Annotated in this window: 10 protein-coding genes; all 10 read right to left on the bottom strand. The window is 51.3% G+C overall.

The annotated features are described in order from the left end of the window. Positions 1-12: 12 nt before the first annotated feature. Complete coding sequence (locus AC56DV_RS00590; RefSeq protein WP_496312377.1) at positions 13-1,131, bottom strand: hypothetical protein; 1,119 nt, start codon at positions 1,129-1,131, stop codon at positions 13-15. Further along, positions 1,131-1,502, bottom strand: a complete 372-nt coding sequence (locus AC56DV_RS00585; RefSeq protein ID WP_496312376.1) for a hypothetical protein — start codon at positions 1,500-1,502, stop codon at positions 1,131-1,133. Before AC56DV_RS00585 ends, AC56DV_RS00590 begins: the two co-directional genes overlap by 1 nt. A gap of 218 nt (positions 1,503-1,720) precedes the next feature. After that, entirely contained in the window at positions 1,721-4,201 is a 2,481-nt protein-coding gene (locus AC56DV_RS00580; RefSeq protein ID WP_496312375.1) for an AAA family ATPase, read from the bottom strand. Between the two features lie 149 nt (positions 4,202-4,350). Further along, complete coding sequence (locus AC56DV_RS00575; protein WP_496312374.1) at positions 4,351-4,692, bottom strand: ubiquitination-like system serine protease family protein; 342 nt, start codon at positions 4,690-4,692, stop codon at positions 4,351-4,353. After that, positions 4,689-6,050, bottom strand: a complete 1,362-nt coding sequence (locus AC56DV_RS00570; RefSeq protein ID WP_496312393.1) for a ThiF family adenylyltransferase — start codon at positions 6,048-6,050, stop codon at positions 4,689-4,691. The genes AC56DV_RS00575 and AC56DV_RS00570 overlap by 4 nt, the downstream gene beginning before the upstream one ends. 35 nt (positions 6,051-6,085) lie before the next feature. Then, positions 6,086-7,186 (bottom strand): multiubiquitin domain-containing protein, encoded by a 1,101-nt coding sequence (locus AC56DV_RS00565; protein WP_496312373.1) that lies wholly within the window; start codon positions 7,184-7,186, stop codon positions 6,086-6,088. An 89-nt stretch (positions 7,187-7,275) separates the two neighbouring features. Continuing rightward, positions 7,276-10,551, bottom strand: coding sequence for a UvrD-helicase domain-containing protein (locus AC56DV_RS00560; protein ID WP_496312372.1), 3,276 nt, complete (start codon positions 10,549-10,551; stop codon positions 7,276-7,278). A 40-nt stretch (positions 10,552-10,591) separates the two neighbouring features. Then, entirely contained in the window at positions 10,592-11,212 is a 621-nt protein-coding gene (locus AC56DV_RS00555; protein ID WP_496312371.1) for a hypothetical protein, read from the bottom strand. Position 11,213: 1 nt separating this feature from the next. Continuing rightward, complete coding sequence (locus AC56DV_RS00550; protein ID WP_496312370.1) at positions 11,214-11,879, bottom strand: RNA polymerase sigma factor; 666 nt, start codon at positions 11,877-11,879, stop codon at positions 11,214-11,216. Positions 11,880-11,925: 46 nt separating this feature from the next. Then, on the bottom strand, positions 11,926-12,351 hold a 426-nt coding region (locus tag AC56DV_RS00545; protein WP_496312369.1), incomplete at its 5' end, for a transposase.

Below are 12,351 nucleotides of genomic sequence, written 5' to 3'. Positions count from 1 at the left end.
TCTGTTGGATGTTTAGACTGGCGAAAGCTCCAAGGGTTTGCCATGACCTTTCGCAAACCACTCCTCCCATACCGCATCGATCTCTACGCGCTCGGCGCCATCGGAACACAATTCACGCGCGAGTTGATATAGGTTGTGCATTCGTAAGTACCGTTCTTTGGCGTTAGCCGGTACAGTGGGCGGCAGCACAAGCCGATCAATGATGGATCGCCATCCGTCGGAGTCGCTCTCGGATAGATCTGTCATGGTCGGCGCGAACGTGACCTGTCGACTTGCAAGAACCACCGGTGGAATGAGACGTAGGATCACTTTTGTGAGAGCTTTATCCTTTGTTACCACGACTTGATCGCCAGCTTGATTGAAGCTGTGTTGGTGCAGCATAGGCAACAGATACCACAGACCGAGATCCCCTGCTCTGTTGCGTAAGTAGTCTCGCGAAACATAGTTTGGCTCCCCCTTTTCTTTCGACTGGAATGCGAAAAACGATTCTAGGAAGGAGAATGCGGGTTTGCTGTCGCCAGGTAGTTTAAGCCCCTGCTTGGACTGCAGGTGCAGGGCTAGGCCAATAAGTAAGAGGCAACCCGAAAAGCGGGGAATGTCGGCGCCGACTATTCTTTCCAGTATCCGCAATTGCTCAACTTGGCCACCTTTGTGGTCAAGCACCTTCTTAGCGATGGAGATATAGAAAAACAATAGACTCCACTGCGTTCTATATTGGGTGTCGTTTTTACGAAAATGCTCCATCAGAGCCGTTTCAATACTGGGTGGGAATTGGACGCCTGCGTCACGGAACGGCTGCAGAAAACCCTTCATCCTGACCACGGCGTTCTCTTGGAATTGCGGATTTGAAATCCACTGTTCCAGAAACGCATAGAATGGATTGATCACCACCTTGCCTCGCAACTCTGCCGGCAACTCTTGTATCCACTCCGCACGCGACAAAGCATTGGTATCCAGAAAAAGCTCGTATGGCCCTTGAGTTTTTCTGCGGTTCAGGTAAGCCCAAATAAGGTTGCAACCTCCGCTGAGGACAATTTTTCGTTCAACGTAGGGAATTGCTTCGTCCATTTGCTTTGCCATTTTCTTGCTAAAGAAGCCCAGTATAGAATTGAGCAGTCGAATCATCGCCATCACTTCTCAGAGGCCGCAGCCGGTACACGTTCATACTTAACAGCACCTCCAGGAATGATCGCAAAATTAAGACCGGATCTTGCAAACGTATCAGCCCCGACACCATCGTAGATAGAATCATAGAGCCAAGCTGCAAGCGCCGCATTGACGGCTTCCATTTCAACCTGCTTTAGAGGCCGCTTCTCTTGGATGGCTGTGATTAGCTCTTGCGCAAAAAATGGAATCGCCCCTGCGGTCCATGTGCGCCCTCTTCTGCGTGCTTCATCCTCTCGTGACTCAGCCATTATCATTAGGCGAAGAGAATCTACGTGCGCCTCGGCGACTATAGAACTTTGGGTGTTGCCATCGGTCGTGTAAACACGAATCTTCATTACGTTCCTTGAATTTCTAAAAATGGTTTGGCATTTTTACAATACCGCACTGGACCATGACACACTGCTGCAGTGAGCGCGTAAGTCCTACTGATCCACATCCTACGATAGTGATGAGCCGGCAGTCAGTCGACCAAACATCAGAACACGGAAGCCATCATCCCAAACTCAGTACGCTTGGAGCAGACTGTCATGCTCCAAGACTGCAGCAAGCTAAGTTAGGTCAAAGCGTACACTCCTTTGCGCACTGAAGTAGCTTTCCCAGCCAGTCTATGCAGGTTAACGACCATTGCCACGTTCTGACGCCATCTCGATTCATCGACACCTTTTGTCGCCAAAAATTTGTGATAAGTTTGAGAGGCAATATCAGTGAGTGAAAATGCTTCGCCGTCATTTTTCATCATCAACCAAGCGGTAACCTGGATCACTGCGGCACGATAGATCCAACTCCCACCGGTGTCTGGGTACCGGTCAAAGGTTTCCGCCCGTCGATTATTACGGAGTCCGAATTCTCCCAAAGTGGCAGTTGCCAAGAAAAAGGGAAGCTCCTCTCGTCTCTTTAGAATCTCTTCCCACGAAAGAGCCCCGAGCATCCCCTGAATCACCCGATCATGGGCGACCAATTTATCCACGTGGCTAGTCATCAATTTTCCCCTTGGATGAGAGAGAACGCCACTGCAGACTGAGCACTCTCTTGAGAAATAGTCTGTAGGTGTATTCTTCTCACACCGCTCGCAAAACTCTAGAGTCAGCCCCGTTCCATAAATATCTTCTTCGGTATCTACGTTGTAGAGCTTGACAGTTCGCTGAGCGTCATCGGACCAACTTAGTACTGGCCAAGAAAATTCATTAAGTAAGTGATTAGCCCATAGCCTCATTGGCCTATTTTCATTAAAGGGGAATACCCAGCATCTCATGGAATAACACCAAGAGAGACTAATTGTTTTCACCTCAGCGAGTTTTTTTGTCTCGTGTGCAGCGAGCATCGTTCTAGGATGAAGACGATGCTGAAGGTCGCTAAGGACATTCCGATTGGCAGTCTCGGTAAGCACTTTCTCCAAGAAGCGGCCAGCGCTAGACAGTCTCAGACGCTCGGCAGAGAAAAATGCCATGCAAGTTGTAGTTGCTCTCGAATATGCACAGAAAAGCTCAGTGTCCGTCAAATCCTCAGCGCCAATGATGAGTACGACTGGGGTTTCCATACCGCGGAACCGAGCGACTGGTACGACACAAATATCACCATGCTCAAGCAAGAAATCGACGACGGACTTTGGTAGACGGTCTAATCCCGCCTTCACTAACACGGTGATTTCAGATGGGGCCACGCCTTGTTCAAATAGATGTCCAACAATGGTAGGCAACACTGCGTCCCAACCGTCTACCACCATTTCTCTAACTGTATCAGCCTCGAGCATCCGAGGAGTACTTATCTGGACGTGAGACTCTCTAACTTCCCGCAGTCGATCTGTGACTCCTCGAGGCATCCGCATTACAACACTCATGTGAAACGGGACTATCCCGCCAAGCATTTCACTAAGCAATGCAAGAGTCGTTGGTTCCTTCTCAAATGAAAATACCTGGGTCTCGTCACAGAAGACGGAAATCTGCTTTTTCTCAAACCACTGAAACAACAACGCACACCAGCTAGGCTTTAAAGCCTGAGCTTCATCCAAGATCAATACGTCATAGCTATTAAGCAGCCCTGCATCCAGAGCTGCGGATAGGTCCTGAGCGCATTCGTCCTTGCCCCACTCACGAAACTCATCATCATCAAGCGCTGAGCGATTGAGCCTGGATCGCGCCATTCGGCACAACTTGTGCCAGGTGAATACCGCACAGTCTGTGCCGGCCAATTGCTTGTCCCAATAGTCACCCAACAAATTATTGAACGTCACAACCAACACTTTCAGCCCCGCCTTGCAAAAGCGTCTGCCGGCCTCGATACCAATTAACGTCTTACCGGTACCAGGCCAACCCGTAACAATAATCCTTTGTGTCGACAGAAGTCGGTTCGTTACCCCCATCTGTTCGGGGGTGAGGCGCAACCAGAAATGGTTATCGTAAAGAACTTTCAGGCCCCACTGAGGAGTTCCATCGAAATCTGGGCACAACGCTTTAACCAATTCTGCGACTTTGCGTTCGCCTAATGGGCTTATACGAAGCTCTTTCGCCCAGTACGTCATGATCTCGATAATCCGCCTGCCCAATCTGTGCATATCAGCCATATCGAGCATCAAGGATTGTGTACCGCTTTGACCTGGATCCTTCATCGCTGGGGGCAGCACATCAAGCGAGAAGTGGCTGTCTGGGAAACAAAAAGCGTAACCTACAGGCGCTCGCAATGAGTTATTACCGGCCAGCCATCTGGCCAGTCCGTGGCTGTTATTGCGGGTTTGCTTCACAACAGCGACACGCTTACCTGTGCGCATTAACACGAACGCAGCACCTTGGATGCGGTACTTCCCGCCTTTGACCTCTACCGCCAGGACGCCAAGTCTAGGATGCAGGATCAAGAAGTCAATCTCTCCAGTAGGCGGTTTTCGCTCTCCACTGAGCTGCTGGATTGCGGCCGAAAGCCAAGGAAGGCTATGTATAACAGTGAAGTCATTCGGCAGCTGTGCTTGGAGCTGGTTATACACCAGCGGTTCACTATAACTATCTGTTTCTGCCGGACCAAAATCCGGAATCATTTTTGCCATGGAGACTGCTTAGAGATGCTCTCAAGACCTAAACGCTGATCTTGAATTCTTGTGAGAGGATATCGGCCATACGTTGCCACAAGGATATCGGAATATGCAGTAAAGAAAACTCACCAATTATAACTTTGACGTGTATAACTTGCGGTTCCTCAACACCAAATTATGCGCCCCCTTCTAATCCAAAAATGAGAACGGCATCCCGCTGATCGCCAGATTGAGGGAGTAATTGACGGGTGCCCGCAGAGATCAATGAGTATGTCCCATCTGGGCTTCCCCTCCGGGACGACCAATAATTCGATAACCTCATCACACCCACACGGGCAACGCATGCCGACACACCAATTTTCGCCATCGTCTTGAGCCAGAACGAGATTACGATAAGGAAGCACCGGCGGCAGGCTATCCCTTTCAACCACAATCACAGATCTCGCCGGCCCCCAACTATTTAAGATCCTTGCTGCGATCCGTCGTCCCCAGTTAAAAAATTTCATGCCGGCCTCCGAACCCGAGGTGCCTTTAAGCTAGGCAATCCCAGCAAAGGCTCCGCATCTCCCTGAGCGATAGGCATTATCGCCCTTGTGCCGAAGCTATCTTCCGAATCATAGTCTTGCTCACGAGCTCCAACCGTAAAGGAAACGCGAGCGTATCCGCGATTGGGCTCACCGAAGGGGTAGGCTCGATTGATGAACTCTGAAAGGCAAATTGACGCAGCCCTCATGTTCAAGGAAATCACTGCAGGTGCCTCCTCGTTGGCGCCTGGTAGATAACCCGCATCGATCCGATCTCGCAACGCACTAGGTGCAGCGCCTTTCAGATATTCGGCCTCCAGACTCGCTGGCGTATAAACACCTCGATCAAGCAACGAGGCACCTCCCGGCTGAACGTAGTCAATCCTGCCGTAAGCCTCAATAATTTGAGCGCGTCCGTCAATCTGCTTCGTAGGAATAACGACACCTACATCAAACAAAGGAATCAGGAAAGTGCCGCAAATGAGATCCGCTAAATAGCGTGCTTCGACGGTATCAGTACAGCAAAAAATCACGTCCGCCTGGCTCGCTGCCAGAACAGCCTCCCTCGTAGAGAGGCTTGCCGGCACAGGGTAAGCTACGTCGGCCTCACGATAACGTGCTATCGCCGCAGCAAACATGTTGACCTTGAAAACCTCATCCCCTACGTCTTGCAGTCTTGAGTTAAGAATACGGTTTAAGTTTCGCTTCTCAACACGATCAGGATCGATCAGTATAATGCCTCCAAAACCAAGCCTGCCCAACTGCTCAGCTACAGGCGAACCAGTCCCCGAAACACCAATTACAACCGCAGTAAGTCGATGTAGCTCATCGGTCATCGCACTGGTAAATGCGATAGGCCTAGCCCGTGTTCCATTTCTCGGAGCGTCACCCCACCAGTACCGCAAATCATCGCCGGCTACAGATACCAGATCGACCGCCTCGCACTCCATGCTTTTGTCATACAGCCTGGCACGAACGGTCCCATCGGGAACCATAATTGCAGTTCCATGAAAAGTATCCACCGCCTGAAAAAGTGACGGCAGAACCATACGATCGCTAAGATCATCAACTGGAGAAAAATCGAGCTGGTTGCCAGGATGCGAGTGGATGAGAATCATGGTTAGCTTCCCCGATTCCGCGAGGTCAATGGCTTCCTCCAGATACTCACCAGGCCAAGTGATCTGATCCAAAGCACGGCGCTTGCACGCCGCATTCGGAACCAGGATAACGTGCTTAGCCAGGAGGCGGCGACGTGGTCGAGGCACGCGTGAGCAAAGGACGATTGCAGCGGACTCACGACCATCGCCACAGAACAGATGACGGTGCAGCTGCGTGTGCATAGCCTGAGGTAACGTCAGAGTCAGCGCCGGCAGCATCACTCTACCTCTTTCTGCAATGCGGATTCAACGAGAGCCAAGTGAGTCACCACATTGTCGACACCGATCTTCCACTCGGATGCCGGGCCGCGGTGACGCGACCATCCGTGAAATTCAACACCTTGGATGACCGCGCGAACCTGGGTCGCAGGGATCTCACGGCCGTTGGAAAGTGCCAATGGCGGGCAGCAGTAAAACATGTCGATCTGGGAGCCCGGATATGTCCCAGGAATTTCCAACGCCAGTTTGGTCTCACCAGAGGTGTAGCCCATCGGAACACGATACGATTCGACGATGAGCCAGCGGCGATCGTTTTCTATTATCGTCTCCCAGCGAGTCGCGAATTGGTCCAGGTGATCTTCATCGACATCAAGCAGCGCGAAATCACGGCGCTCGGCCTGCGGTGCTTCACCGTTATTCACTTCCTTTGGGGTCAAACGAAGCTTCTCGATCCCAGGTTCGGTCAAATCTATAACCGTGTCGAGTTCAACAGCCTGCTTCGGCTTCCCAGCGATCTTCAGGAAGATCTGCCACCCTTGTGAAACATCGAATTTCGCCATGATCAATGCCTCGCGAACGCTAATCGTTGGCGATCCGCTGTTGATCAGCACACCTTGGACGTTGAGTTGCCAGGATGCTGGACGGCTTGCGAAGCGTTCGACGCCGGCGCTGTCGAGATCGACCAGGTCTGTCACCTCGAGAATTTTGTCCGGAGCAGAGGTGAACTCTTGGTAGAGCGCCATGTGACCAGGCACGTTACCCAATTTACGCAGCTGTGCCCCTGAAATCAAGCGCACCGGCCAGCTGAGGCGGCCGCCGTCCACAACAAAGTTATAGCTTCGATCGCTGTTCACCATGATGAATTTACGGGAAGAGTTCTGGAGATTTACAACTTCGTCCGGGCGAACATCTTCCAGCTGGCCATCAGGCTGCATTTCCAAAATGACGATGTCGTCGGTGTTGCGGAGTCCAGCGGCCAGAGCCAGTTGGCGGCCTGTCGGAGTACCGTCAGCAACTTGGAGGGTAGTGAATGCGAGAGCAGCGCCGGCTACTTCAATGGCGTAGCGTGGTGCTCGGTTCAGGGCTTCAAAGTTTTGCATTTTAAGCTTTCAACGGATCATCAACATGTGACCCTCACTTCCTTAATCGAGTCATCGAAGCAAATGCGGAAAGCTTTTTTTGAATCAGATCACATCATGACAGACGGGCAGACATATGCGTAGGCGCAGCGCTTGCAAGGGTAGTTACTAGTGGCAACGCTGTATTCTTTGTTTAGCATTCCAATAGTACGTGTGTTTAGCGCTGACCTTGAGTACACGACGATAGGATGAAATTCAAGCAGGCTGTTGCGGCTCAAGTCAAACATATGCACCTCGACGATACGTGCCAGATCTGTCGAAGTACAGCTCATCATCTGCCCGACGACCTTCTTCAATTTATCAAGCTCTATAGCGGACGATGGGTAAAAGCCGACAGCGTGCAATCGATACCCACCAGGCGCCGGAGCCACCACTCCCCATGGAAGCTCGATCGTCATACCGTTTATGCCAGCTAGAGGCACCAAATGAGTTCCGTTCACCGCGGCTAAAATGGACGCACCTCGCTCACACGCATTCCAAGCCTGCTCCCATAATTGGATATCGAGTTGTGGCTCTGGTAAGCGTGCTTTTATCCATTCTGTGTAGAAGACGGCAATCGCATTACGAAAATCCCCAGCCCGCGCCATGACATCCAGAGCTCTGATCACTGTCGCGCGCGCCTGAAGGGCAGAGTTAGGCGCGACCTCTCGTCCCAACTGCATGATGAAACGATACATATACTGCCGAGGGCATCTATCGTATGTCCTGAATTCGTCAAAGCTGACACGCGCGCTCCCAACCTGCTGCGGGCGATGGTTTGGGGCCTGGACGGGCGGCTTAGGAAGCGAAGCTAACGCATGCAGAGTAAGAACGCCTTCATTTATTGCGTGGTGCAAAGCATCAGCACGTTTGAACGGGAAGGGGAACTCATCGGAGCTTTCAAAAATTCTCAGATGCCGCTTCGCACGTGACACGGCGACATAAAGCAGGTTGTGGCATTCGATATCAGACTCTTCCTGATAATCTTGTGGGCTGCTGTTAATCGCCTCTGGTGGCAGAAGCGGAGAAGGCTCATTCCCGCCCGCAAAGTCTGCGCCGTGCACACCACAGAGGTGTACCGCCTGAAACTCAAGCCCCTTGCTAGCATGGACCGTCATTACGCGCACACCGTCCAAAGCATTTGCTTCAGGGGGAACCTGTCGATCAACATACGAATCATTGATCTGCTGCCGCAATCTCAATCTATTGAGGAAACGATGTAGTGTCCACCGCTTACGTAGCCCATCACTAATCCTGCTCATATAGGCAAACTGCCATACCGCCAGCCGCTTCAAATGACCGTCTAAAGACAAATCATCGACATCGGGCAACAAGAAGCGCTGTTCTAAAATGAGCTCACAAATGAAATCCCACGGAGACATTGACCAAGTAAATTTCCCGAGCCGCCTCCTTAGGTCTAGTTGACTAAGCTCGCCATTTTTTGATGCACCTGGAATTGTATGCCTCAACCACCCCATACGCTGCAAGTCCGGATTCAAAGTCAGAGTCTCAAACACTTTTTGGACGTCCGATAAGCTCATTGGTGGTGAGGCCAACAAGCCGACTCGAAGTAGTGCACGCGGCTGACGTTCAACCACCAACTGAACTACCGCGAGTATGTCTTTGATCTCATCGCGCTCGGCAATATCGCCTATGTACACAGTGGGTATACCAGCAGACTGCAATGCTTCTGCCGCAGCGTCAACGCATCCTCCTTTACGAGCCAGAACTGCTTGGTCTTTGTAAGCTATGCCGGATTGATGAAGACTTTCGATTCCTTGTATCAGCCCATTCCACATCTCGGCTCTGGAACTAGCGCATCCCATAGACGGAACGGCTCCGGTCTTCCCGACAACTCCAGTTACCGTTGGAAGAGCGAGACGCGATTGTAAAGGATGATGTGTTCCAACTGATCGAGTTAAGGCTATGATCTCATCGCTGCTACGCCGATTCTGCGTGAGGACGTATAACTTGGCGTCAGCGAACCGGTCCGAGAAGCCTAAAAGAGCATCGAGTGATGATCCTCTCCAGTGATAAATGGCCTGTCGGATATCTCCAACCACCCACAGTGCCTTCGCGTTTAGCGACAAGCCCTCAATGAGAGAAAGCATCGCTGTCGTCATATCTTGGAACTCATCAACCAGGATATGTTCGTAGTGATCCGCTATATCAACAAATTTGCTACGATCTGAGGCGATTGCCTTCGCGGGAAGAGCCACCAGATCAACAAAGTCGACTAACCTAGCTTCCTTTAAAACCCCACCATAGACATTCGCGACAGTTGCTACGTCACGATAGATAGCTTCTTCAGAGTCCTCGCATACCTTAAGCGCTGACTCCAAATAATCCTGAACACTTACCAACTCCTCTTTGATCCGTTGCGCCGCCTCGGTCACCTTCGGCAACCATTCATAAGGGTCATCCGTTCGTCGGTAATGCTCAAGTGTGGCGCCGGCGAGCGCATTAGCGGTCAGCGTAATAGTGGTAATCTTATCCGCCACTGTTACGTCCTGAGGCAACTCAAAGTGCTGATAGTACTTCCGAAGGAACTCTAAGCCAAAGGCATGAAACGTCCCAGCCCAGATCTCTGATGCCCCCTTCACTCCACTGCGCTGAAGACGCTCAACCAATTCGGCTGCAGCCTTATTGGTAAAGGTCAGAACGAGGATCTTCTTCGGAGGCACACCGTCAACTTCAATGAGCTTCTTCACTCGATGAACAAGGGTAGTTGTCTTGCCTGTACCAGGACCTGCAACGACATTGACGTGCTTTTCGCTCGCATTGATTGCCGCAACCTGGACAGGCGTTGGTTGCGGTAGATCCTGTGGCGGCGGGGGGACGTACTCAGGTAACAAGATGGCGTCCAACAATTGCTGCCTAGCTACCTCTAATGGAATGCCTAAAACCTTGGCAATCTTCTTAGGGCCCCATCCTTGCTCAAATAATGCTTTTGCCACCGTTCTAGGAAGAAGAAGTTCTCGTCCAAAGGTATTTTTCTGCAGCTCATCCCGTTCGCGAGCGCCATACGAATCAACTACGGCAGTTGACTGTGAGGTTGGCCTAACACCCGAGGCATGAACGTGATTGACTGTCTCGTCCGAGATGTCATCCAGTCGGAGATGACCCAACTCATGCGCAATCAGGTAGGCCTGATCATCCCAGTTGAGATCTCTTCGATAATAGATAAACTTGCTTTTCCGACGAAGGGTTGCATTTCCGCCCTTTAGAACAGAGTTGGTGAACGCAACCGCCTTTACCCCAATATCGAGAACACTTTCGACGTTGGCAAAGAGAGATTTAGAATCGATTGCAGTAAACGCGGCGTCCCCCGCCAACTCTTGTCGCAAGAGTGAGGCCTCATGTCTCGCACGAAAAAAAGCATTCACTTTATTCTATCTTTCGCTCTAAACTCAGAAGGTAATCAGTGTCTTCTTGATCTAATTCAGCAGCGCGAACAGCATCCTCCCAATCAATTGGCTCTTGCTCCAATTGAGGTTTTCCATCTGACTTGAATGCTTGCGCTGGACGATGAGAAAAATTTAGTGCAAATGCTTGTACCAGAGAGGCAATCTCTAACCCAAGATTGCTAGCAAGTCTCTTAACTAACACAAACGGGGCTTTAGTTTCCCCACTAATTATTTGATCTAAGAGTTCTACATGCTCACGAAGCCCAATATCACGAGCGATGGTTCGAGACTTAGGCCCAACAACCTTCTCCAATTGTACTTGAGCCACATTCGCTGAACTCTCCACAGATCCAAGCATATCAAAGAGCTGCTCACTCAATTCATCAAATAAATCTTGATCAAGAGGCTCATCATAAGCCTCCGATTGAAGATGAATATTTCGCGAAAACAGCATAGAGAAGTCGGCGATTTCCGATGCGTAGTCTGGATTGTTCATCACAAGAGCCTTCCAATCTCCGTTAGTAGGGTGTGGATTCTCAAGCAGGAGTGCCTCGATCAAAGCCGTGGCTTCACGACTTACTTTCACATTCATGTTGTTCATCTCACACCCCCTTGCGCAACAGAACCAGCGCCTTGTTCAGATACGTCCGAACAGACCTGGCGGAACACTTCATGAGCTTGGCTGCTTCTTCGTGAGTCATTTCCAACTCGAAGCAGTAGTACACGGCGTCCCTAAGTTTCTTCGGTAACTTCAGCACATGGAGTTCCAAACGCTGCAGCAGCTCCTTCAGCTCGACCTGATCTTGGATCGGCATGGCATCATCATCCGGTACCATGTCCACCAGTGACGTGGAGTCGCCATTCTCATCAACGGGCGCTTCCAGCGCCTCCGCTGCTGGAGCAGAATTCTTCTGCCACAATTGTGATTTTAACCAGTCCAGGATACGGGATTCGAGAAATAGCAAAAAGCGCACCTCCGCAAAGGAAACCAAGGTGCGTGTGGCCATCAGCTTCACCCAGAGGTCGGAGATCAGTTCCTTTTTCGATTCGCTGCTGCGCTCGATTACCGGTGACCATTGCGGGTTTCGACGCAGGTACCACATGGTCACCTTCACGATACGCTCATGCAAAGTCAACGCGATAATCTTTTGAACCTTAGAGTTACCGAACTTTAGCCGGGTCAAGGTGACCAAGACTTCGGATGGTATGAACCCTGAAGAAGTATGTGCCTTGATCCCGAGGGCGTCGAGCAAGTCTGGCTCGCGCATGGCCATCTAAAGTGGACCCGTCAGTCAAGACACTTTGCCGGTTAATTTAAGCTGTGCCCATTTCCACCTCGTCAGCTGCCCGGCGCTGCCCCGTATTGCTCTTGTCCTGCGGCTTATCGTCATCGTCACCAAACCTGTCGACGATCAATGCACCGCCGCCAACACCGGCGCTGTAGACATGGCTGGGCGTTTGGTAGCCCAGCGCCTGGTGCGGTCGCTGCGCGTTGTAGAACGCGAAGTATTGCGCCAATCCCACCGTCAACTCCGCCATGTTGACGTACCCCTTCAGATACACATCCTCGTACTTCACGTTCCGCCACAGCCGCTCGACAAAGATGTTGTCCAGCGCCCGGCCACGTCCGTCCATGCTGATGGTGACGCCCTCACGCTTAAGCACATCGGTAAAAGCCGTGCTGGTGAATTGCGAGCCCTGGTCGCTGTTGAACACCTCCGGCCTTCCGTGGTGGCGCAA

The sequence above is a fragment of the Massilia sp. BGA-UO-ETr-WB1 genome, from assembly GCF_059567845.1.
The sequence above is the reverse complement of the archived record's forward strand: the minus strand, read 5'-3'. Positions and strand labels throughout refer to the sequence as shown.

Coding starts and splice junctions, on each gene's coding strand:
- AC56DV_RS00585 (WP_496312376.1), bottom strand. CDS start 1,502: ATGAAGATTCGTGTTTACACGACCGATGGCAACACCCAAAGTTCTATA.
- AC56DV_RS00580 (WP_496312375.1), bottom strand. CDS start 4,201: ATGGCAAAAATGATTCCGGATTTTGGTCCGGCAGAAACAGATAGTTAT.
- AC56DV_RS00555 (WP_496312371.1), bottom strand. CDS start 11,212: ATGAACAACATGAATGTGAAAGTAAGTCGTGAAGCCACGGCTTTGATC.
- AC56DV_RS00590 (WP_496312377.1), bottom strand. CDS start 1,131: ATGGCGATGATTCGACTGCTCAATTCTATACTGGGCTTCTTTAGCAAG.
- AC56DV_RS00575 (WP_496312374.1), bottom strand. CDS start 4,692: ATGAAATTTTTTAACTGGGGACGACGGATCGCAGCAAGGATCTTAAAT.
- AC56DV_RS00565 (WP_496312373.1), bottom strand. CDS start 7,186: ATGCAAAACTTTGAAGCCCTGAACCGAGCACCACGCTACGCCATTGAA.
- AC56DV_RS00550 (WP_496312370.1), bottom strand. CDS start 11,879: ATGCGCGAGCCAGACTTGCTCGACGCCCTCGGGATCAAGGCACATACT.
- AC56DV_RS00570 (WP_496312393.1), bottom strand. CDS start 6,050: ATGCACACGCAGCTGCACCGTCATCTGTTCTGTGGCGATGGTCGTGAG.